This is a genomic window from Sinorhizobium psoraleae (genome assembly GCF_013283645.1).
Lineage (GTDB): Bacteria > Pseudomonadota > Alphaproteobacteria > Rhizobiales > Rhizobiaceae > Sinorhizobium > Sinorhizobium psoraleae.
On the sequence record NZ_JABEKV010000001.1, the window covers coordinates 601,914 to 624,080 of the forward strand.

Sequence of the window (22,167 nt, forward strand, 5' to 3'; positions counted from 1 at the left end):
TTGGATGAAGTGTATCCAAAATCACTAACGCGGACGATTGCAAATAAGGCAAGGGCCGCGGAGAGGACCCCGTACATTTTCTCGGCCCTGGCAATCGAACCGCCTGGTTCGATTGCCTCTTGATATGCGGCTCAAAAGGCGTTATGTCAAGCTCAATCGAACCGAACGGTTCAGTTCAATTCCAACCAAAAATCGGTGTCTCATGTCCGCTCCCAGCACCTCCAGCGCTGTCCGTGTCCGTCCCGTCGGCGACGATTTCGAAGCCGTGGATGCTCCGAAGACCGAGGTCACAGCACCCAAGAGCGAGGCCCCGTCGGTCGCGGAGCGTCCCGCCGCCGACGTTTCGGCACCCCGGAAAAAGCGTCGTAGTCCCGTGCTCCCGATGATCGGGCTTGTTCTGCTCGCGGCCGCTGCCTGGTACGGTTACGACTGGTGGACCAACGGGCGTTTCATGGTCTCGACCGATGACGCCTATATCGAGGGCGACATCGCGACCATCTCGCCGAAGGTGTCCGGCTATGTCGCCAAGGTCAACGTCGTCGCCAATCAGCACGTGAAGGCTGGTGATCCGCTGGTTACGCTCGACGACGGCGACTATCGCATCGCTGCGGAGCAGGCCGAGGCGCAGATCGCCACGCAGAAGCTGGCGCTCAGCCGCTTCGATGCGCAGATCGCCGGGGCGAAGGCGAGTCTCAACCAGGCCGAAGCGCAGAAGAAAGCCCTTGAGGCGACCGTCCGCGGCGCAGAGCTGACGCAAAAGCGCGCCAGTGACCTCCAGTCCAAGGCCGTCGGAACGGTCGCCTCGCGCGACAACGCCGATGTCGCGCTCGATCAGGCGCGCGCGAATCTCGTCGGTGCGGAGGCCAACATCGCCGCGGCCAAGGCGAATATCACCGTGCTCGAGGCCCAGCGCAGCGAGGCGGAAAGCACGATCCGTTCGCTGGAGCTTGCCCGCGACAAGGCCAATCGCGACCTGGGCTTCACCGTGCTCAAGGCCCCCTATGACGGCGTTATCGGCAACGTCGCGGTTCAGGTCGGCGATCTCGTTTCCGCGGGACAGCGTCTCGCGGCCCTCGTTCCAGTGGACCAGCTCTATATCGATGCCAATTTCAAGGAAACGCAGATCGCGCATCTGGTGCCGGGATCCAAGGTTCAGATCCACGTCGACGCCTATGACGACCATCCTATCGAAGGCACCGTCGCTTCGATCTCGCCGGCGTCCGGCTCGGTCTTCTCGCTGCTGCCGGCGGAAAACGCTACCGGCAACTTCACCAAGGTCATCCAGCGTGTCCCGGTGCGCATCAAGCTCCCGGCCGACGCGCTGGCGGAAGGGCACTTGCGCGCGGGCTTGAGCGTCGTGGTCGACGTCGATACGCGCACGGCGCCAAGCCAGTCGAAGGTCGCGGCGGCGCAGTAAGCGCAGGCAATTCAAGCGCTAGCGTGATCTTTGCGCGTCCGATCGGACGCGCAGCGCTGCAGAGCGGGATGAGGAAAAGTGTGAGCGGTCTTCCGCCCATATCCCGTCACCCATAGAATCGAGGAGTGGCAGAGATGGCCGCAACGGCAACGGCGGGTTCGATCGCGGCAAGCGCGCCCGGAGCCGAGGAGCATATGGACCCGAGACGGCTGATCGCGTTCTTCGCGATGGTCGTCGGCATGTTCATGGCGATCCTCGACATTCAGATCGTGTCGGCCTCGCTCGCCGAAATCCAGGCTGGCCTATCGGCTGGATCGGACGAGATCGGCTGGGTGCAGACCTCTTACTTGATTGCCGAAGTCATCATGATCCCGCTGTCGGGCACGCTTGCCCGTATCGTCTCGACACGGGTGCTGTTTTCCGTTGCCGCCGCCGGCTTCACGGCTTCCAGCGCACTCGCCGCGACCGCCACCAATATCGACCAGATGATCATCTACCGGGCGATCCAGGGCTTCATCGGCGGTGGCATGATCCCATCGGTCTTCGCCGCCGCCTTCACGATCTTCCCGCCGTCGAAGCGCAATATCGTCTCGCCAATCATCGGCCTGATCGCAACGCTCGCGCCGACCATCGGTCCTACGGTCGGCGGCTACCTGAGCCACGCCTTCTCCTGGCACTGGCTGTTTCTCGTCAACGTCATTCCCGGCATCATCGTGGCGACGCTGACCTGGACCTTCATCGATTTCGACAAGCCCGAACCGGGGCTGATGAAGAAGTTCGACTGGTGGGGGCTCGCCTCCATGGCGATCTTCCTCGGTTCGCTCGAATATGTGCTGGAGGAGGGCAATGCCAACGACTGGTTCAATGACGATCACATCGTCCTCGGTGCTGTCGCCACCGCGCTTGCGGCCATCGTCTTTTTCTATCGCGCCTTCAAGGTCGATTTCCCGGTGGTCGATCTGAAGGCCTTCGCCAATCGTAACTTCGCCTTCGGTTCGCTCTTTTCCTTCGTGATGGGCATCGGTCTTTACGGCCTCACCTATCTTTATCCGCTCTACCTCGGGCGCATCCGGGGCTACGATTCGCTGATGATTGGCGAGACGATGTTTGTTTCCGGCCTCGCCATGTTCGTTACCGCGCCGATCGCCGGTGTTCTCGCCGGCCGGCTGGACCCTCGGGTGATGATGACGATCGGCTTCGCCGGCTTTGCCGCCGGCACCTGGACGATGAGCCAGTTGACCGCCGATTGGGACTTCTGGGAACTGCTCGTGCCGCAGATCCTGCGCGGCTGCTCGCTGATGCTCTGCATGGTGCCGATCAACAACATCGCGCTCGGCACGCTGCCGCCCGCCCGCATCCGCAATGCCTCCGGCCTTTACAATCTGACGCGCAATCTCGGCGGCGCCGTCGGCCTCGCCGTCATCAACACGATGCTGACGCAACGCCAGGATTTCCACTACGCCCGGCTCGCGGAGCACATCCAGTGGGGTAACCCGGAGGCGCTCGAGCGGCTCCGGAACATGGCTGCGAACTTCACCGCCAACGGCCTCGACGGTACCACGATCGCGGTCAAGCAGATGGCGGCGATGGTTCAGCAGCAAGCGGTGATCCTGTCCTTCATCGACGTGTTCCTGATCCTGACGGTCCTTTTCCTGTCACTGATCATCGGCGTCATGATGATCAGCAAGCCGCAGGGCGCCGGTCCCGGCGGCGGTCACTGAGTCACGGGAAGGCGCACTGCCCCTCATCATCCCGCTGCCGGTGCAACGGGAGAGGGTAGGGGCAAGGCCTCCTGGCCGCAGCGAGAGCTTTACGCACTCCGAGCCTTGCTGCACACTCCTGCCCTCTCGTTTACTGGAAAGCTGAGAGGCAAGTGGATGGGATCGCGCGAGCATGCCCTCGTTGGCCCGTCGAGGCGGGCGTTTCTTGCCGGTACGGCTGGCCTCGGCCTTTCCCTGATGGCAAGCGGCAGGCCCGCAAAGGCCGCGTGGCCTCCTGTCGATGCCACCTTTCTCTTCTCCAACGACGTCCACGCCTGCCTCGTTTCCACCGAAGGGCTGGCGCCGAACTGCGAGGCGGAGGGCAAGACCGACGCCAACCTGTTGCGTCACGTGGCGGCGCTCAACGCGATTGCCGTGCAGCACTGGCCGGTGATGATCGATGGGGAGCCGAGTGGCCTCGCCGGTGCCGGGCAGAAGATAGAGCGCCCGCTCGGCCTCGTTCTCGGCGGCGACATCACCGACGATGGCGGCGGTCAGGTTCGCCAGCCGCACGAGGGACGGCAACTGCAGCAGTTCCAGAGTCGATACGAGCAGCGTCCGGGCCCGCAGCACATTCACTTTCCCGTCTATGTCGGCCTCGGGAATCACGACCTCGACCAGGACGGTCCGCCGCCGAATGTCGACTGGTACCGCCGGGAATTGCGCGACTATGTCGAGCTTACGCACCGCCAGACCGTGTTCTACAAGCCGCCAGTGCCGGTGACAAATTATGATCCGTTGTCGGACAACTATTCCTGGGACTGGGGCGGCTTGCATCTTGTCCAATTGCAGCGTTTCGGCGGCGACGAGAACAGGGGCGCAGTAAGCGGTCTCGGCTGGCTCAAAGGGGACCTCGGGTCCTATGCCGCTGACGGCCGGCCGGTCGTGCTGTTCCAGCATTATGGCTGGGATGCGTTTTCAACGGAGGTCTGGGACACAACGGCGGAGACCTTCGACGATCAGGGGGACGGGAAGCCCCACTGGTGGAGCCCGGAGCAGCGCCAGACGTTGCTCGACGTGCTGAAAGGCTACAACGTCGTCGGCCTTTTCCATGGGCATGAACATGAGAGGGTCATGGCCTACCGCGCCGACGGGGTCGATCTCTTCAAGCCGAAGGCGGCCTTTCTCGGCGGCTTTGCCGTCGTTCGCGTCACCGACGCCTTCATGGACGTTGCTTTCGGGGAGGCTCAGGGAGAGGCCGGTCGCATCGTTTTCACGCACGCCTTCAGCAAACGTTTCACCTGAAAAAACCTCAGCCGGAAGATGGCGGATCCGGTTTCTTCCGCGGCGGCGACATTTTTGATTTACGTACATCAAGATTTCCTCTAAGGGGTTCCCCGGGGAGGAAGAGATGCGACCAACGGTTCACGATATCGCCGCAAAAGCGGGCGTCAGCCTGGCGACCGTCGACCGGGTGCTGAACAACCGCCCCGGTGTCAGGAGCGTCACACGTGACAAGGTCGAGCGCGCGATTGTCACGCTCGGCTATGTACGCGATGTCGCTGCCGCCAATCTCGCGAAAGGTCGCAACTACCCCTTCGTATTCATCCTGCCGGCAGGCGATAATTCGTTCATGCGCGGACTCGAGGGCGAGGTGCGTGCTGCAATGGCGCGTTCCGCTTCGGAGCGAACGCAGATCACCATTCTTCCCGTTCCGGCCTTTGACGCGCAGGCCCTCGTGCAGGCGCTGTCGGATGCGCATCAGCGCCGGCCGGCCGGGGTGGCCGTCGTCGCCGTCGATGCCCCCGAGGTGGCCGAAGCGGTGAAGCAACTGCGGGACGACGGCATCGCGGTTGTAACGCTCGTGTCGGACCTGCCGGGATCGGGACGCGATCATTTTGCCGGCGTCGACAATATTGCGGCAGGGCGCACAGCCGGCACCCTGATGGGCCGCTTTACCTGTGGTCGTGCGGGTCCGATCGCCATGCTGGCGGGCTCGATGCTGGTGCGCGACCATCGCGACCGGCTGGAGGGCTTTACCGCCGTCATGGCCGAGGAGTTTCCGGCGCGCCGGCTGCTCCCGGTGATCGAAGGGCAGGACGATCCGGTCCTCGTCGAAAAGCTCGTGCACGCGCTCGTCGAGCGCGAGCCTGATCTGGCGGGCATCTACAGCCTCGGTGCCGGCAATCGCGGTCTCATCGCCGCACTCGATAAGACCGGCAAGAGCAAGATGGTCTGCGCGATCGCCCACGAACTGACGTCGCACAACCGCGCCGCGCTTCGTTCCGGGACGATCGATGCCGTGCTCAATCAGGACGCTGGCCATGAGGTGAGAAGCGCGATCCGCGTTCTGAAGGCCAGGGCCGACGGGCTTGCCGTGATCGAGGCGCAGGAACGCATACGCATCGACATTTTCCTGAAGGACAACCTGCCGATCGAGCAGGCATAGGAGGACACCCATGTATCTCGGACTGGATCTCGGCACGTCCGGTGTCAAGGCGATGCTGATCGACGGCGAGCAGAAGATCATCGGCTCGGCATCGGGCGCGCTCGACGTTTCGCGGCCGCATCCCGGCTGGTCGGAACAGGATCCGGCGGAGTGGATCCGCGCCACCGAGGAGGCGATCGCCGGCCTCAGGACGGCCCATCCGGATGCGCTTGCGGCCGTCCGCGGTATCGGCCTCTCCGGGCAGATGCACGGCGCGACGCTGCTCGATGACCACGACGCGGTGCTTCGTCCGTGCATTCTGTGGAACGATACCCGCAGCTTCCGTCAGGCTGCGGTACTCGACAGCGATCCGCAATTCCGCGCGCTGACGGGCAATATCGTCTTTCCGGGGTTCACCGCGCCGAAGCTCGCCTGGGTGCGCGAGAACGAGCCCGAGATTTTCGCCAAAGTGCGCTGGGTCCTGCTCCCCAAGGATTATCTCCGCCTGTGGCTGACCGGCGAACATATCTCGGAAATGTCCGATTCCGCCGGCACATCCTGGCTCGACACGGGCAAGCGCAAATGGTCGGAGAGCCTGCTGGCGGCGACCCATCTCGAAGAACGGCAGATGCCGGACCTCGTCGAAGGCACGGACCGCGCCGGCACGGTCAGGCCGGAGCTTGCGAGCCGCTGGGGCATGGGCGCAGGCGTCGTCGTTGCCGGCGGCGCCGGCGACAACGCGGCCTCGGCCTGCGGCATGGGTACGGTCGGTGAGGGGCAGGCCTTTGTGTCGCTCGGCACCTCCGGCGTGCTCTTCGCCGCCAATGCCAGCTACCTTCCCAATCCGGGAAGCGCAGTCCATGCCTTCTGCCATGCGCTCCCGAACACCTGGCACCAGATGGGCGTCATCCTCTCGGCGACCGATGCACTCAATTGGCATTCGGGGGTCACCGGTAAGAGTGCTGCAGAGCTTGCCGGCGAACTTGGCGACGTCTTGAAAGCGCCCGGTTCCGTCACTTTCCTTCCCTATCTTTCCGGCGAGCGCACGCCCCACAATGATGCGTCTATCCGCGGCGCCTTTGCGGGACTCGGCCACGAGAGCTCGCGTGCAGTGCTGACGCAGGCGGTCATCGAAGGCGTCTCCTTCGCCATCCGCGACAGCCTGGAGGCGCTCCGCGCGGCCGGCACGACGCTTCAGCGCGTGACCGCGATCGGCGGCGGTTCGCGCTCACGCTACTGGCTGAAGTCGATCGCAACGGCGCTCAACCTGCCGGTCGACCTGCCGGCGGACGGCGATTTCGGCGCGGCTTTCGGCGCTGCACGGCTTGGTCTCATCGCCGCGACCGGCGCCGATCCTGTCGCAACCTGCTTTGCACCGGCAACGGCCGAAACCATCGCGCCGGAAGCGTCGTTGGTTTCGGCCTATGAGGATGCCTATCAGCGTTATCGTCGCCTCTATCCGGCGATCAGGGATGCGACGCTATGATCAGCCGCGGCGCACCCGACCGTCGCCTATTGCGCCGGGATCTTGTCGAGGAAGCCGGTCACTTGCTTCAAGCGACCGCCTTCGATAAGGCCGAAATCCGTGCCCTCGATAACGGAGGTTCCGTTCGGCCCGAGCGTCCAGCTAAAACGGATCGTGTCGGAGAACCCGTCCGGCTTGCCCCTGAGGGCGAAGCGGAAGCCGGGGAACTGGTGCTGCACACCGGCAATCAGCGTGTTGATCGCCTCGTGGCCCTCGCCCTGCATAACCGGGTCGCGGTAGCCGATCTCCGGCGTGAACGCCCTTCCGATCAGAGTGCCGCGTCTTACGGCATCGGTCTCGTTCCAGGCGGCAATATAGGCTTCGGCAATGTGATCGAGGTCGTGCATCGGAATTTTCCCTTCGGTTTGCGTTTCGATGTGCCGACTGTCGGCGATCGAGGGAATGAAACCAATTACCTTCCACGTAATGGCCGGGGCCGCTTGGCGCCGGCGATCCATCATCCATGAGAGGAGCAAGATCGTGAGCACGGGATTTTTCGGCGATATCGCCAAGATCAAATATGAGGGACCGGAGAGCACCAATCCGCTCGCCTTCCGCCATTACAATCCGGACGAAATCGTTCTCGGCAAGCGGATGGAGGACCATCTTCGCTTTGCGGTCGCCTATTGGCACACCTTCGTCTGGCCGGGCGGCGATCCCTTCGGCGGTCAAACCTTTGAGCGGCCCTGGTTCAAGGACACGATGGATGCCGCGAAGCTGAAGGCCGACGTCGCATTCGAACTCTTCCAACTCCTCGGCGTGCCGTTCTACTGCTTCCACGACGCGGATGTGCGTCCGGAGGGGAGAAACTTCGCCGAGAACACCAGCAACCTCAACGAGATCGTCGACTATTTCGCCAAGAAGCAGGCCGAGACCGGCGTCAAGCTGCTCTGGGGTACGGCGAACCTCTTCTCGAACCGGCGCTACATGTCGGGTGCGGCAACCAATCCGGATCCGGACGTTTTTGCCTTTGCCGCAGCAACGGTGAAGACCTGCATCGACGCGACGCAGAAGCTTGGCGGCGAAAACTACGTTCTCTGGGGCGGACGCGAAGGCTACGAGACCCTGCTCAACACCGACCTCAAGCGCGAACTCGACCAGCTCGGCCGCTTCGTCAATCTTGTGGTCGAGTACAAGCACAAGATCGGTTTCAAGGGTGCGATCCTGATCGAGCCGAAGCCGCAGGAGCCGACCAAGCACCAGTACGACTTCGACGTCGCAACGGTCTATGGCTTCCTCAAGAAGTACGGTCTCGAGAACGAGGTGAAGGTCAACATCGAGCAGGGCCATGCCATTCTCGCCGGCCACTCTTTCGAGCATGAGCTGGCGCTCGCCAACGCGCTCGGCATCTTCGGTTCGATCGATATGAACCGCAACGACTATCAGTCCGGCTGGGATACCGACCAGTTCCCGAACAACGTTCCGGAAATGGCGCTTGCTTACTACCACGTGCTTGCAGGCGGCGGCTTCAAGACCGGCGGCACCAATTTCGACGCGAAACTGCGCCGCCAGTCGATCGACCCGGAAGACCTCTTGATCGGCCATATCGGCGGCATGGATTGCTGCGCGCGCGGTCTCAAGGCGGCGGCGAAGATGATCGAGGACAAGGCGCTTTCGGCTCCGCTCGACAAGCGCTATGCCGGCTGGAACGTGCCGGAGGCGAAGAAGATGCTCGAGGGCGGCTTCTCGCTGGAGGAGATCGAGGCCTGGGTGCGTAAGGCCGACCTCAATCCGCAGCCGAAGTCAGGCAAGCAGGAACTCTTGGAGAACGTGGTCAACCGCTACGTCTGATCGCTGCGAGTGATGGGCGCTCCCGTCACAGGGCGCCCGTCGTTCACTCCAAAACATGGCCATGCGTTTTGGCGAGGACCGAAAATGCGACTTGCATGATAGGTAGAAGCGGGATTGCCCCTCGTGAAAAATCTGTTAGCTTCTGCCTCCTGCAACGTTTCAGGTCTATCAGCTATCGCGAAAATTGGGTGCAGCCGCACCTTTTCCAGAAACCGGTCGCACAGGCCGGAATCGTGATCTAGGGAGGAAAATCGGGATGAAGACCATCAAGGGCCCAGGGCTTTTTCTTGCGCAGTTCGCCGGTGACACGGCTCCGTTCAATTCCTGGGACTCGATCACCAAATGGGCCGCCGACTGCGGCTACAAGGGCGTGCAGATTCCAAGCTGGGACGGGCGGCTGTTCGACCTGAAGAAGGCTGCGGAGTCCAAGACCTACTGCGACGAGGTCGCCGGGAAAGCGCGTGACAACGGCGTCGAGATCACCGAGCTTTCGACCCATCTGCAGGGCCAGCTCGTCGCGGTGCATCCGGCGTACGACGAGGCCTTCGACGGCTTCGCCGCGCCGGAAGTACGCGGCAATCCGAAGGCGCGCCAGCAATGGGCGGTGGAGCAGGTGAAAATGGCGCTGACGGCGTCGCGCAATCTCGGCCTGAATGCCATGGCAAGCTTCTCCGGGGCGCTCGCCTGGCCCTTCGTCTATCCCTGGCCACAGCGTCCCGCGGGCCTCGTGGAAACCGCCTTCGACGAGCTTGCCAGGCGATGGAAGCCGATCCTCGATCATGCCGAGGATTGCGGCGTCGATGTCTGCTACGAAATCCATCCGGGCGAAGACCTGCACGACGGCATCACCTACGAGATGTTCCTGGAACGCACCGGCAACCACGCCCGTGCCTGCATGCTCTACGATCCGTCACACTACGTGCTGCAGTGCCTGGACTATCTCGACAATATCGACATCTACAAGGACCGGATCCGGATGTTCCACGTCAAGGACGCGGAGTTCAACCCGACCGGCCGGCAGGGTGTCTATGGCGGCTATCAGAGCTGGGTGAACCGCGCTGGTCGCTTCCGCTCGCTTGGTGACGGCCAGGTCGATTTCGGCGCCGTTTTCTCGAAGATGGCCGCCAATGATTTTGCCGGCTGGGCCGTCGTCGAGTGGGAGTGCTGCCTGAAGCATCCGGAAGACGGCGCACGGGAAGGCGCCGAGTTCGTCAAGGCGCACATCATCCGCGTCACCGAAAAGGCCTTCGACGATTTCGCCGACAGCGGAACCGACGAGGCAGCGAACCGGCGGATGCTGGGTATTTGATCCTCAGCCCCATCACCCTGACCCTCTCCCCGCGCGCGGGGAGAGGGAACTTGCCCCACCTTCCGCTGCGGCAAGGGGAGGCGCCGCTACGAGTCCCTTCTCCCCGAGAGAAGGTGCGGGGAGGCGGATGAGGGGCAATTCCACCGCAAACATTTCAGGAGAGGAAAACAGAATGGCAATTGAGGGAAGCAGCACGGAAAGTCGTCAAAAGCGCATCCGGCTCGGCATGGTTGGCGGCGGTTCCGGCGCCTTCATCGGCGCGGTCCACCGCATCGCGGCAAGGCTGGATGATCATTATGAGCTGGTGGCCGGAGCGCTGTCGTCGACGCCAGAAAAGGCGGAGGCGTCCGGCCGTGAACTGGGCCTCGATCCGAAGCGCGTCTATTCGGACTTCAAGGAGATGGCGATCCGCGAGGCGAAGCTCAAGGACGGTATCGAGGCGGTTGCGATCGTGACCCCGAACCATGTCCATTACGCCGCCGCCAAGGAGTTCTTGAAGCGCGGCATCCACGTCATCTGCGACAAGCCGCTGACTTCGACGCTTGCCGACGCGAAAAAGCTCAAGAAGGCGGCGGACGAGAGCGATGCGCTGTTCGTGCTCACCCACAACTACACCGGCTATCCGATGGTTCGCCAGGCGCGCGAAATGGTGGCGAACGGCGATATCGGCGCCGTCCGGCTCGTGCAGATGGAGTATCCGCAGGACTGGCTGACCGAGAACATCGAGCAGTCCGGCCAGAAGCAGGCGGCCTGGCGCACCGATCCGGCCCGGTCCGGCGCCGGCGGCTCCACCGGCGACATCGGTACTCATGCCTATAACCTCGGCTGCTTCGTTTCCGGTCTCGAACTGGAGGAGCTTTCGGCCGACCTCGACCGCTTCGTCGGCGGCCGGCAGCTCGACGACAATGCCCATGTGATGATGCGCTTCAAGGCGAAGGACGGCGCGCGTGCCAAGGGCATGCTCTGGTGCAGCCAAGTGGCGCCCGGCCATGAGAACGGCCTGATGGTTCGGGTCTACGGCACCAAGGGCGGCCTCGAGTGGACGCAGAAGGACCCGAACTATCTCTGGTACACGCCGTTCGGCGAACCGAAGCGCCTGCTGACGCGTGCCGGTGCCGGGGCGGGACCGGCCGCCGCCCGCGTCTCGCGCATCCCCTCCGGCCATCCGGAAGGTTACCTCGAAGGCTTCGCCAATATCTACTCGGAAGCCGCGCGGGCGATTTTCGCCAAGCGCAATGGCGAGAAGGTGGATGCGGCCGTTACCTACCCGACGATCGACGACGGCATGAAGGGCATGGTCTTCGTCGATGCCTGCGTGCAGTCCTCGAAGCGCAACGGCGCCTGGATCAAGGCCTGACTTACTGCATGTTTCCTTAAATCGTACCCGATTTAAGGACAAAAACATGCAGCAATTCAAAGTTCTACAGCGTCCTTTGCGCGTCTGATAAGACGCGCGGCGCTGTAGACGACACAAGATCGAAGAGGGCGGGGGTAACCTCGCCCCTTTTCGCGGGTTGACATTTGCCGTCGCGGCTTTAGGCCACGTTTGAAAACGAGAGCTGGTTGAGGAAAGCCCCTGCGGTCTTCGGTTCGCATCCGCTCTATCCGATGAAAATGCAGCCGCGCCGGTTTCGGCGTCCGGCTGCACAGACGACGAGGCCGAACAATGATCGAAGCCAAGAAGCTGGCAGACCGCTTTCCGGGTGACTTTGTCTTCGGAGTAGCAACCGCATCGTTCCAGATCGAGGGCGCGAGCAAGGCGGACGGGCGCAAGCCCTCCATCTGGGACGCCTTCTCCAACATGCCCGGCCGCGTTTTTGGGCGCCACAACGGCGACGTCGCTTGCGACCATTACAATCGGCTCGAAGAAGATCTGGACCTGATCGAGAACCTCGGCGTCGAGGCCTATCGCTTCTCGATCGCCTGGCCGCGCATAATTCCGGAGGGGACGGGTCCGATCAATGAGAAAGGGCTCGATTTCTACGACCGGCTTGTCGACGGGTTGAAGGCCCGCGGCATCAAGGCCTTTGCCACTCTCTACCACTGGGACCTGCCGCTTGCCTTGATGGGCGATGGCGGCTGGACGGCGCGGACGACCGCCTACGCCTATCAACGCTATGCCAAGACCGTCATCGCCCGCCTCGGTGATCGGCTCGATGCCGTCGCCACTTTCAACGAACCCTGGTGCTCCGTATGGCTCAGCCATCTCTACGGCGTTCACGCGCCGGGCGAGCGCAACATGGATGCGGCACTGGCAGCACTTCACTTCACCAATCTCGCGCATGGCCTCGGTGTCGAGGCGATCCGCTCTGAGAGGTCGAGTCTGCCAACGGGCATCGTCATCAACGCCCATTCGGTCTACCCGGGCAGCAAAAGTGCCAAGGACAAGGCCGCGGCCGAACGCGCCTTCGATTTCCATAACGGCGTCTTCTTCGGCCCGATCTTCAAGGGCGAGTATCCCGAAGGCTTCCTGTCGGCGCTTGGCGATCGCATGCCCTTGATCGAGGACGGCGACATGGCGACGATTTCGCAACCGCTCGATTGGTGGGGCCTCAACTACTATACGCCGATGCGGGTTTCGGACGACCCGACGCCAGGTGCAGACTACCCGGCAACAGTAAATGCCAAGCCGGTCAGCGACGTGAAGACGGATATCGGCTGGGAAGTCTATGCGCCGGCGCTCGGTACGCTCGTCGAAACGCTCAATGCCCGCTACAAGCTGCCCGACTGCTACATCACCGAGAACGGGGCCTGCTACAACATGGGTGTCGAGAACGGCATCGTCGACGATCAGCCGCGGCTCGACTACATCGCCGATCACCTGTCGGTCACGGCTGATCTGATCGCCAAGGGCTATCCGATGCGCGGCTATTTTGCCTGGAGCCTGATGGACAATTTCGAATGGGCCGAGGGCTATCGGATGCGCTTCGGCATCGTCCATGTGGACTACGAGACTCAGGTTCGAACGATCAAGAAGAGCGGTCACTGGTACAAGGAACTCGCGGAAGAGTTTCCGAAGGGCAACCATAAGAGCGCGTGAGGTCGGGCGAGGCGGCCCGCTGCAACCCGCGCAGTGTCCTACCGGCCTGCTCAATTCGCCGCTTCCTCAAAGTGAGCGAGGGGTCTCGCGTCTCGGCCCAAAATAAGCACGCTTTTTGCGCGCAGCCGTGTGCTTTCGGAAAAATTTGCCTGTGAAAGCGGGTAGTCAAACGCCATAAACGACATAGATTGCGTGGCATGGCAGCCATGTCCGCAATGGCATTGAACTGACCGGTTGCCTGATGATAGAGAATTGCTCCCTGTTCCGAATGCGTTGTCGAATGTCGGCCTGATAAAGTGATGCGGGCAGAACCCGCGCCCACTTTCCATCCCGCTGCTGACGCATTTTCCGTCCCGGCGCTGCCAGGGACAAGAGTTTCGAACATCCGAGAGCATCATGTATCCTCATCACATCGCCAAGTTCCCTCCTTCGGGGGTGACCGGACTATGACCGCTTCCGTACCCGCGCCCTCATCCGATGATGTCTCGGTCGCCTTCAAGGGCATCTCCAAGCGTTTTGCGGCGTCCGGCGAAAGCGGCGCATTTACCGCGCTCAACAATGTCGACCTCAACATCGGGCGAGGCTCCATCACCGGCATCATCGGCCGTTCCGGCGCCGGTAAATCGACGCTGATCCGGCTGGTGAACGGCCTCGAGAAGCCGTGGAGCGGCAAGGTGCTCGTCGACGGCGTCGACGTGGGTGCGCTTGACGAGGCGGGCTTGCGCACTCTCCGGCGCTCGGTCGGCATGATCTTCCAGCATTTCAACCTGCTCGCCTCGCGCACCGTATTCGGCAACGTCGCGCTGCCGCTGGAAATTGCCGGCATGGATCGCCGTGCCATCGAAGCGCGCGTGCGGCCGCTTCTCGATCTCGTCGGCCTTGCCGACAAGCACGCTCGCTACCCGGCCGAGCTCTCCGGCGGCCAGAAGCAGCGAATCGGCATTGCCCGAGCGCTCGCGACCGAGCCGAAACTGCTTCTTTCGGACGAGGCGACGTCGGCGCTCGACCCGGAAACGACGCAGTCGATCCTCGAGCTCCTGAAGCGGATCAATGCCGAACTCGGGCTGACCGTGCTCCTCATCACCCATGAGATGGAAGTGGTGAAGGCCGTCACGTCGGATGTGGCCGTCATCGACAGGGGCGAAATCGTCGAACGGGGCCATACTTTCGATGTCTTCACTCATCCGAAGCACGAGACGACGCGGGCGCTCCTGTCCGGCCTGCCCGGCTCCAAGTTGCCGGATGCCGTTGCGCGTGGCCTGAAGCCGGCCCCGAGCGCCGGCGATCGTGCGGTGGTGCGTCTCACCTTCTTCGGCGCGACGGCGGAACGGCCGCTGATTTCGCAGCTCATCAAGTCGGTCGGCGCCGAGGTCAACATCATTGCCGGAACGATCGACGAGATCGGCGGCAAGCCCTATGGCTCGCTCGTAGTCGCCTATGCGGCCGACGCCGAGACGTCGGGCAGGGCGGAGCGCTTCTTTACCGAGAACGGACTGGTCACGGAGGTGCTCGGCTATGTCGCCTGATCTTCTGCTCCTCATCGCCAAGGCCACGTTCGACACGTTGCGCATGGTGGCGATCGCCGGCCTGATCGGCTCGTTGATCGGCCTGCCGATCGGCATTTTCCTCGCAACCAGCGGCAAGGGCGAACTGTTCCCGGCGCCAAACATCAACCGCATCGTCGGGCTCATCGTCAATGCCACGCGCTCGACGCCCTTCATTATCCTGGTCGTTGCGATTATCCCCTTCACGCGTCTCGTCACCGGCACCTCGATCGGGACGAAGGCGGCGATCGTGCCTTTGACCATCGCGACCATTCCGTTCTTCGCGCGACTGGTCGAGGCGGCAATCCGCGACATCGACAAGGGTCTGATCGAGGCTGCCCGCGCCATGGGCGCGACCCCGACGCAAATCGTCTTCAAGGTGCTTCTGGCCGAGGCTCGTCCGGCGCTGACGCTGGCGCTCACCATGACCATCGTCAGCCTCATCGGCTATTCGGCGATGGTCGGGGCTGTTGGCGGCGGCGGTCTAGGCGATCTCGGCATCCGCTACGGCTATCAGCGCTTCAGGCCGGACGTGATGCTGATCGTCGTCGTCGTGCTCATCGTGCTCGTGCAACTGGTGCAGAGCGCGGGGGACCGCCTTGCCCGCCGCTTCGACAAACGCAGCCGTAAGAACTGATCCTCTCCCAAGACATCTAACAGTAACAAGGAGACCTCCATGAAAAAGCTCATTCTAGCCGCGGCCTTCGCCGCCCTTGCGGCCGGCACCGCCCTTGCGGAGACCATCAAGGTCGGCGTGACCCCGGGCGAGCATGCCCAGATCATGGAGAAGGTGAAGGAAGTCGCCGCTCCCAAGGGCCTCGATATCGAGATCCTCGAATTCTCCGACTATGTGGTTCCGAACCAGGCGCTCGCCGATGGCGAACTCAACGCCAATTCCTTCCAGCACCAGCCCTATCTCGACAACCAGATCGCCGATCGGGGCTACGCCATCGTCAGCGTGGGCCTGACCATCACCACGCCGATGGGTGTCTACTCGAACAAGGTGAAGAGCCTCGATGAGCTCACGGATGGTGCGACGATCGCCATTCCGAACGACCCGACCAATGGCGGCCGCGCGCTCCTGGTTCTCGCCTCAAAGGGCCTCATCAAGGTCAATCCGGATGTCGGGCTGAAGGCCACCCCGGCCGACGTGACGGAAAATCCGAAGAACATCGAGTTCGCCGAACTCGATGCGGCCCAGCTCCCGCGCTCGCTGGCCGATGTCGACGCGGCCGTGATCAACACCAACTACGCGCTCGAGGCCGACCTTCATCCCAAGGAAGACGCCATTGCCATCGAAAGCGAGAAGTCTCCTTATGCCAACGTCATTGCGGTGCGTGCCGCGGACAAGGATGCACCCTGGGTGAAGACGCTGGTCGAATCCTATCATGACGACAGCGTCAAGACCTTCATCGTCGACACCTTCAAGGGAGCACTCATCCCCAGCTGGTAAGCCTGTCCGTTGAACGCAGACATGCGCCGCGCGCTGCAACCTCGGCGCGCCGTTTTTCTTTGACGGCGAAAGCCGCTTCGCTATCTTCTACAGCGCCGTGCGTAGACGCACGGCGCTGTAGCACTTTGAAATGCTGCATGTTTTTGCCCTTAAAATCGGCTCCGATCTCAGGAAACATGCAGCAGGCAGCTTGAGGGGGAGATGACATGAGCGGGATGAAGGGTGGGTGCCTCTGCGGCGCGGTAAGATACGAAACCAAGGGTTCGCCGATCTATTCCGGCTTCTGCCATTGCCGCGACTGCCAGCGGGCCACGGGTACCGGTCACTGCTGCTATATGATCTTCTCGTGCGCCGACGTCGATGTCACCGGCGAGCTCCGCGCTTACGAGAAGCTCGCCGAAAACGGCAGTGTGACGGTCCGCCACTTTTGCCCCACGTGCGGCAGCCAGATCTTCTCATCCGGTGCCGACCGTTGGACGGTCTATGCCGGCACGCTCGACGATATTTCACTGTTTGAGCCCACCAACGCGGTCTTCACCCGCAGCCGTCCGCATTGGGATCGGTTGGCCGTTGGCCTGGACGAGTACGAGACGCTGCCGAGCTGATTGGCACGAGGAGTGATTGCTGAGCGGCAGGATACGCCGCCCGGCAGGGCAGAGGGGGTGCCTCGTTACCGCTCGAACCAGACGCCGCGTCAGCTTCCGAGATGTCGCTCGCCGCGCTTCTTCGCGAGCGAGATCTGCCTCTGCCGCTCGCGATAGCGCTCGCGGTCCTCGTCGGTGCGGACCTCATGACAGTGGATGCAGGAGACGCCTTCCTCGTGCAGGGGCGACAACAGGTCTTCCGGCGTCAGGGGCTGGCGACAGGCGTGGCAGAGCGTGTGCTCGCCTTCTGCGAGCCCGTGCGTCACGGAAACGCGTTCGTCGAAGACGAAGCAGGCACCATCCCAAAGGCTTTGCTCTACAGGGACCTCCTCGAGATATTTGAGGATGCCGCCCTTCAGATGATAGACCTCTTCGAAGCCTTGCTCCTTCATGAAAGCCGTGGCCTTCTCGCAGCGGATGCCGCCGGTGCAATACATGGCGATCTTCGGCTTGTTGTGCAGGCCGGTGTTGGTGCGCACCCACTCCGGAAACTCGCGGAAGGTCTTGGTCTTCGGATCGACGGCACCGCGGAAAAGGCCGATCGCCGTCTCGTAGTCGTTGCGCGTGTCGATCACCAGCGTCTCCGGATCGGAGATCAGCGCGTTCCAGTCCTTCGGGTCCACGTAGGTGCCGACCACCTTGTTGGGGTCGATGTTTTCGACGCCCATGGTGACGATCTCTTTCTTGAGCCGCACCTTCATGCGGAGGAACGGCATCACCGAAGCCCGGCTTTCCTTGTGTTCGAGGCGGGTGAATTCCGGCTGCGCGCGCAGAAAAGCGAGCACGGCGGCAATGCCCTCGTCGGAACCGGCGATCGTGCCGTTGATGCCCTCATGGGCGACGAGCAGGGTGCCCTTCACGTCATTGGCGTCGCAGACCGCCTGCAGCGGGTCGCGAAAATCGGCGAAGCGCTGGAAGGGAACGAAATGATAAAGCGCTGCCACCAGAAACTGGCCTTGTGTCTCCGGGCGCGGGGTCATGGATATGTCGGTCATGCGCCACGCAAATACAGCTTTCGGCCGCCAAGTGCAATCGCAGCCGCCGTGTCCAATTGTCCGGCTGGCGAGCGGCCGGTTCGGCGGCAGAATGAAGCCGCACGCCACTCTACCGTCCGGCCTCAAGCCAGAGCAGCTCGATCGTTCGGCTTTCATCTTTTGGCTTGTCGAGAAAGACCGCCGCCGCCCGTTGCCGCGCCTCCGCTCTCAGCGCCTCTTCCCGCGTGATAACAGCGGAAAGGAGGTGTGCCTGGTTTTGGCTGCTGCCGGCAAGGCCCGGCTCCTCGTTGATCAGCGATGTGAGCGTGGCGAGGTCGTTCAAATGGCCGAGCACGTCTACGAGCGCCTTGGCTTCCGTCCTCTTCGCCCCCATTGCCGAGGGCCAGATCTCCCGCATCAGCGCCAGTTGCATGCGGTAGTCCTGGGCTTGCTTGCGCAGCTCGTGGAAAAGCGTGGCGTCGGTGCCCGCTTCGCAGGCTGCCCTCGCGCACGCAGCACGCTTCAGGGTACGACGCCAGCCTTTTTTCAGCCGGGCCGCGGAGTTTCGTTTGCCGTCGTTGAACGTAACATGCGCGAGTGCGGCAAGTGCCTGCTCGCAGTCGATGATTGTCGAGGCGATCTTGACTTCGATGTCCGCTTCGCTCTCGGCGATCCGGTCGCGGCGTTCCGCGAGAATGGTGTAGACCTGGTCGAGGGCCGTACTCTGTTCGTCGCTCTTCGTCTGCCCGCGCAGGTAGTTGATGTTCTCGACGAGTGCGGCAGCGTCGCGGGCGGTCGAGAGATTTCGCGCCATCGCGCGTATACGGGCGTTTTCCTGCTTCTGGAACAGCGGCGCGTCGGATGCCACAAGCCGGTAGAGCGAGCGCAGGCGCTTGAAGTTCTTGCGGGCATCGTGAATTGCTTCGTGAACGCCTTGCGGCCGATGCTCGAGCACAGCCACCGCGTGTTCGATCTGTTCGGCCCCGACAGCCCGAAAATCCTCGGTGAAAGGCCAGCCGGGATTGAACGCATAACTCATGATTGCGCTTCCAGCAGCCCCTCTGTGGCAAGCGCCTGATTGGAATAGCGGCGGTCTCCGGTAATCTCGCGCCCCAGCCATTTCGGCAGGGCCGGCAAATCCGTTTCCCGCTTCATCTCGACCTCGGCGACGACAAGCCCGGCGAGCGCCCCCTCGTAGACATCGACCTCCCAGGTGAAACCCTTGTGGGGGACGCGATAACGTCGCTTCTCGATGACGATGCCGACCGCCTGGGTCAGCAATTCCCGAGCATCGTCCATGGGCAGATCGTATTCGTATTCATTGCGAACGAGTGCCGACTTGCCGATCTTGATGGTCAGGCGCGCCCACTTGTTGCCATGGATCCGCACACGGACGGAGCGATCTTCCATGGTAACGACGTAGGCTTGCTGTAGTTTTATGCCCCTGTCCGCGTGCTCCTGCCAACCGCCGTCAGCGACCAGGAACTTACGCTCTATCTCCTTCGCCATGGATTTCCCGCCATTTCGAGAGGTGGACTGCGGATAAACTATCGTTTTATCATCAAGGCTCAAGCCATCTCTTTGTTGCCGATGATATTTTATTTTTCGCTGTTATAAGGCGAGGGTGTGTTCACGACCTTCGGTCTCGACAAGCACGGCCGGGGAGGGTATGCGAAGCGGAACATTCAATCGTTTTAAAAGGGTGACCGGCATGAGCGCGAAAACCGACAAGCTTCTCTCCATCCTCAAGCTGCAACCGGTGGTTCCGGTGCTGGTCATCGACGATGCTGCAACGGCCGTGCCGTTGGCGCGGGCACTGGTCGCCGGCGGCCTGAAGGCGATCGAGATCACGCTGCGCACGCAGGCGGCGCTGGAAGCGATCCGGGCGGTCGCCGCCGAGGTCGAGGGCGCTGTCGCCGGTGCCGGCACGATTCTCAACGCCGCCCAGTTCGAGCAGGCCGTGGAGGCAGGATCGCAGTTCATCGTCAGCCCCGGCACGACGCAGGAACTGATCGACGTCGCCAACGACCACGAAGTGCCGCTGCTGCCGGGTGCGGCGACGGCGAGCGAGGTGATGGGGCTGCGCGAGGAGGGCTATCAGGTCATGAAATTTTTTCCGGCCGAGCAGGCCGGAGGTGCTGCCTATCTGAAGTCGCTTTCCTCGCCGCTCGCCGGCACCTTGTTCTGCCCGACTGGCGGCATCTCGCTTGGCAACGCGCGCGATTATCTCTCGCTACCGAACGTCGTCTGCGTCGGCGGTTCCTGGGTGGCGCCGAAAGAACTGGTGGCCAAAGGCGATTGGGCCGGCATTACCAAGCTTGCCGCAGAAGCCTACGCCCTCAAGGGCTGATTTCACGCAACACCGAAGCGTGCGAAGGCCGGCGCCCCGGCCTTTTTCGTGTTCAACGCGAATTGTATTTTTCTCGCAACGTTCCTATGTCTCAATCCGCCGACGACGACGCGGGGCGAGCGTTTCCTGTATCGCCGTCGCGCGGTAACCGAAGAGGAGCGAAGCCATGTTCGACGCGAAGAAGTTGCTGGATCAATTCTTGGGTTCGCAGGTGCCTGGCGCCGGCGGCACGGTGCGCGACCGGGCCGATCAGGTGACCAGGCTTGCCAAGGATAATCCGCTTGCTACGGGCGCGATCACGGCGGTTCTTCTGGGAACGAAATCCGGCCGCAAGCTCGCCGGCAACGCGGCGGTGCTTGGTGGTCTCGCCGCGGTCGCCGGGCTCGGCTATCAGGCCTACAAGAACTACCAGGCCGGCAAGTCGCCGGCCGCCGAACCGGCTTCGCAGCCGACGCCGGAGCTCCTGCCGCCGCCGGCAGACTCCGGCTTTACGGCACCGGCAGCGGTGAGCAACGACTTTGCCCTGATCCTGGTGCGCGCCATGATCGCCGCTTCCCGCGCTGACGGCCATATCGACGAGACCGAGCGTGCTCACATCATGGGCAAGCTGTCGGTTTCCGGCCTCTCGGCCGATGCGGCGGCATTCCTTGAGGAGGAGCTCGCCAATCCGGTCGATCTCGATGCGATCGTCGCTGCCGCCAAGACGGAGGAGCAGCGCGTCGAGATCTATACCGCGTCGCGTCTTGCGATCGAGCCGGAGAGCCGGTCCGAACGCGGCTATCTCGACCTGCTCGCCGGTCGGCTCGGGCTCGCCGACGCGCTTGTCGACCATATCGAGGCAACAGTCTCGGGAGCCAAGGTTCCCGCCTGATCCCGGCGGCGCGCAACGGAGACACCGGGGAGCGGGGAACGCTCCCCTCCCATTCGTTCCGCTTCATGGGTCCATCACCAGTTTGAATTTGTAACGGCCAGGCGTCTGTCCTATTGCGAAGGGCAAATGAAAACGCGGGAGCAATCGATGCGTGACCTAGCCAATTGGAAGGGATGTCCGGCGCCGCAGCCGGTTCTTATCGAGGGGCGATACGTCAGGCTGGAGCCCTATGATCGGGCGGCGCATCTAGAAGCGCTCTGGCACGACGCCTTCGGCGGCATGGCGATCAACCCGCTCCTGAAATATTTCACCCAGGACGATTTTTCCGGCATTGGAGATTTCGACGCCTGGCTGAACTCGGTCCAGCAAAAGTCCGGTTGGATCACAGAGGTCTTTCGCGACAAGGCGACCGACAAGGTGGTCGGCATGGCAAATTACATGCGTGCGGACCCGGCCAATGGCGTCGTGGAAGTCGGTGGTGTGGCCCACGGGCGGGCCATGGCGCGCTCGCCGTTATCGACGGAGGCGCACTATCTGATGGCCCGGCATGTTTTCGAAGATCTGGGCTACCGCCGCTACGAATGGAAATGCCACAGTGAAAATCAACCGAGCCGCGCCACTGCAGCGCGTCTCGGCTTCACGTTCGAAGGCATTTTCCGCCAGCATATGATTTCAAAGCATGGCAACCGCGATACCGCCTGGTTCTCGATCATCGACGGCGAATGGCCGCTCATCAAGACTGCATTCGAAGCTTGGCTGTCGCCTCAAAACTTCGATGGTGATGGCCGCCAAAAGCGCCGCCTCGAGGATATTCGCGTCGATCTAGCAGCAAAGGAGCGAGCTTGAAACCGCCTGAGAAAAGGGAAAGGTCCGCCGCAATCGCGGCCGCGGTCATTCTAGTCGTCGTCGCCGTCGGCTTCTTTGCCTTGCCGTCGATCATGCTTTGGCTCGGCGACATTTCGCCATGGCTCGCCGCCGCCTTCGGCGCTCTCTTCGTCCTCGGTTTCTTCCTGATTTTCTGGTTGCGCGCCCGCCATCAGCGCCGGCGCGGACAGTGACGCACCTCACTCTTGAAACTGAGCAATTCCGGACGGAAAACCGTTAAACACTTTTCCTGGAAT

Annotated in this window: 21 protein-coding genes; 17 read left to right on the top strand and 4 right to left on the bottom strand. The window is 62.6% G+C overall.

Annotation, left to right across the window (positions count from 1 at the left end):
- Nucleotides 1–202 precede the first annotated feature (202 nt).
- The 5 genes from ILFOPFJJ_RS02720 to xylB all read left to right on the top strand — a co-directional run bounded on the left by ILFOPFJJ_RS02720 (nt 203) and on the right by xylB (nt 7,031).
- The gene (locus ILFOPFJJ_RS02720; RefSeq protein ID WP_173509035.1) at nt 203–1,417 is read left to right on the top strand and encodes an HlyD family secretion protein; all 1,215 of its coding nucleotides are present in this window, start codon (nt 203–205) and stop codon (nt 1,415–1,417) included.
- A gap of 134 nt (nt 1,418–1,551) precedes the next feature.
- Entirely contained in the window at nt 1,552–3,138 is a 1,587-nt protein-coding gene (locus tag ILFOPFJJ_RS02725; RefSeq protein WP_173509036.1) for a DHA2 family efflux MFS transporter permease subunit, read from the top strand.
- 156 nt (nt 3,139–3,294) lie between these two features.
- Nucleotides 3,295–4,422, top strand: a complete 1,128-nt coding sequence (locus ILFOPFJJ_RS02730; RefSeq protein ID WP_173509037.1) for a metallophosphoesterase — start codon at nt 3,295–3,297, stop codon at nt 4,420–4,422.
- A gap of 106 nt (nt 4,423–4,528) precedes the next feature.
- The gene (locus ILFOPFJJ_RS02735; RefSeq protein WP_173509038.1) at nt 4,529–5,566 is read left to right on the top strand and encodes a LacI family DNA-binding transcriptional regulator; all 1,038 of its coding nucleotides are present in this window, start codon (nt 4,529–4,531) and stop codon (nt 5,564–5,566) included.
- A gap of 10 nt (nt 5,567–5,576) precedes the next feature.
- Nucleotides 5,577–7,031: a xylulokinase gene (gene xylB / locus ILFOPFJJ_RS02740; protein ID WP_173509039.1), complete on the top strand. Its 1,455-nt coding sequence runs from the start codon at nt 5,577–5,579 to the stop codon at nt 7,029–7,031.
- Nucleotides 7,032–7,057: 26 nt separating this feature from the next.
- Here the strand turns inward: xylB and ILFOPFJJ_RS02745 are convergent, their stop codons facing one another.
- Nucleotides 7,058–7,417 (bottom strand): nuclear transport factor 2 family protein, encoded by a 360-nt coding sequence (locus tag ILFOPFJJ_RS02745; protein WP_173509040.1) that lies wholly within the window; start codon nt 7,415–7,417, stop codon nt 7,058–7,060.
- A gap of 133 nt (nt 7,418–7,550) precedes the next feature.
- On the opposite strand from ILFOPFJJ_RS02745, the gene xylA reads away from it, so the two are divergent.
- The 8 genes from xylA to ILFOPFJJ_RS02785 all read left to right on the top strand — a co-directional run bounded on the left by xylA (nt 7,551) and on the right by ILFOPFJJ_RS02785 (nt 16,812).
- Nucleotides 7,551–8,861 (top strand): xylose isomerase, encoded by a 1,311-nt coding sequence (gene xylA / locus ILFOPFJJ_RS02750; protein ID WP_173509041.1) that lies wholly within the window; start codon nt 7,551–7,553, stop codon nt 8,859–8,861.
- 256 nt (nt 8,862–9,117) lie between these two features.
- Nucleotides 9,118–10,170, top strand: coding sequence for a sugar phosphate isomerase/epimerase family protein (locus ILFOPFJJ_RS02755; RefSeq protein WP_173509042.1), 1,053 nt, complete (start codon nt 9,118–9,120; stop codon nt 10,168–10,170).
- Nucleotides 10,171–10,342: 172 nt separating this feature from the next.
- On the top strand, nt 10,343–11,527 hold the full coding sequence (locus tag ILFOPFJJ_RS02760; RefSeq protein ID WP_173509043.1) for a Gfo/Idh/MocA family protein: 1,185 nt from the start codon (nt 10,343–10,345) through the stop codon (nt 11,525–11,527).
- A 309-nt stretch (nt 11,528–11,836) separates the two neighbouring features.
- A complete protein-coding gene (locus ILFOPFJJ_RS02765) occupies nt 11,837–13,210 on the top strand; it encodes a GH1 family beta-glucosidase (RefSeq protein ID WP_173509044.1) in 1,374 nt (457 codons plus the stop codon).
- A 446-nt stretch (nt 13,211–13,656) separates the two neighbouring features.
- On the top strand, nt 13,657–14,736 hold the full coding sequence (locus ILFOPFJJ_RS02770) for a methionine ABC transporter ATP-binding protein (protein WP_173509045.1): 1,080 nt from the start codon (nt 13,657–13,659) through the stop codon (nt 14,734–14,736).
- Nucleotides 14,726–15,391 (top strand): methionine ABC transporter permease, encoded by a 666-nt coding sequence (locus ILFOPFJJ_RS02775; protein WP_173509046.1) that lies wholly within the window; start codon nt 14,726–14,728, stop codon nt 15,389–15,391. Before ILFOPFJJ_RS02770 ends, ILFOPFJJ_RS02775 begins: the two co-directional genes overlap by 11 nt.
- Before the next feature lie 39 nt (nt 15,392–15,430).
- The gene (locus tag ILFOPFJJ_RS02780) at nt 15,431–16,207 is read left to right on the top strand and encodes a MetQ/NlpA family ABC transporter substrate-binding protein (RefSeq protein WP_173509047.1); all 777 of its coding nucleotides are present in this window, start codon (nt 15,431–15,433) and stop codon (nt 16,205–16,207) included.
- A gap of 206 nt (nt 16,208–16,413) precedes the next feature.
- Nucleotides 16,414–16,812: a GFA family protein gene (locus ILFOPFJJ_RS02785; RefSeq protein WP_246299452.1), complete on the top strand. Its 399-nt coding sequence runs from the start codon at nt 16,414–16,416 to the stop codon at nt 16,810–16,812.
- Nucleotides 16,813–16,901: 89 nt separating this feature from the next.
- On the opposite strand, the gene trhO is transcribed toward ILFOPFJJ_RS02785, so the two are convergent.
- The 3 genes from trhO to ILFOPFJJ_RS02800 all read right to left on the bottom strand — a co-directional run bounded on the left by trhO (nt 16,902) and on the right by ILFOPFJJ_RS02800 (nt 19,334).
- Complete coding sequence (gene trhO, locus ILFOPFJJ_RS02790) at nt 16,902–17,846, bottom strand: oxygen-dependent tRNA uridine(34) hydroxylase TrhO (protein ID WP_173509048.1); 945 nt, start codon at nt 17,844–17,846, stop codon at nt 16,902–16,904.
- A 109-nt stretch (nt 17,847–17,955) separates the two neighbouring features.
- Nucleotides 17,956–18,864: a CHAD domain-containing protein gene (locus ILFOPFJJ_RS02795; RefSeq protein WP_173509049.1), complete on the bottom strand. Its 909-nt coding sequence runs from the start codon at nt 18,862–18,864 to the stop codon at nt 17,956–17,958.
- Nucleotides 18,861–19,334, bottom strand: a complete 474-nt coding sequence (locus ILFOPFJJ_RS02800) for a CYTH domain-containing protein (RefSeq protein WP_173509050.1) — start codon at nt 19,332–19,334, stop codon at nt 18,861–18,863. Before ILFOPFJJ_RS02800 ends, ILFOPFJJ_RS02795 begins: the two co-directional genes overlap by 4 nt.
- Before the next feature lie 202 nt (nt 19,335–19,536).
- On the opposite strand from ILFOPFJJ_RS02800, the gene ILFOPFJJ_RS02805 reads away from it, so the two are divergent.
- The 4 genes from ILFOPFJJ_RS02805 to ILFOPFJJ_RS02820 all read left to right on the top strand — a co-directional run bounded on the left by ILFOPFJJ_RS02805 (nt 19,537) and on the right by ILFOPFJJ_RS02820 (nt 22,104).
- The gene (locus ILFOPFJJ_RS02805) at nt 19,537–20,175 is read left to right on the top strand and encodes a 2-dehydro-3-deoxy-phosphogluconate aldolase (RefSeq protein ID WP_173509051.1); all 639 of its coding nucleotides are present in this window, start codon (nt 19,537–19,539) and stop codon (nt 20,173–20,175) included.
- A 166-nt stretch (nt 20,176–20,341) separates the two neighbouring features.
- Nucleotides 20,342–21,046, top strand: coding sequence for a tellurite resistance TerB family protein (locus ILFOPFJJ_RS02810; RefSeq protein WP_173509052.1), 705 nt, complete (start codon nt 20,342–20,344; stop codon nt 21,044–21,046).
- A gap of 147 nt (nt 21,047–21,193) precedes the next feature.
- Nucleotides 21,194–21,892 (top strand): GNAT family N-acetyltransferase, encoded by a 699-nt coding sequence (locus ILFOPFJJ_RS02815; protein ID WP_173509053.1) that lies wholly within the window; start codon nt 21,194–21,196, stop codon nt 21,890–21,892.
- Nucleotides 21,889–22,104: a hypothetical protein gene (locus ILFOPFJJ_RS02820; protein WP_173509054.1), complete on the top strand. Its 216-nt coding sequence runs from the start codon at nt 21,889–21,891 to the stop codon at nt 22,102–22,104. The genes ILFOPFJJ_RS02815 and ILFOPFJJ_RS02820 overlap by 4 nt, the downstream gene beginning before the upstream one ends.
- Nucleotides 22,105–22,167: the final 63 nt, after the last annotated feature.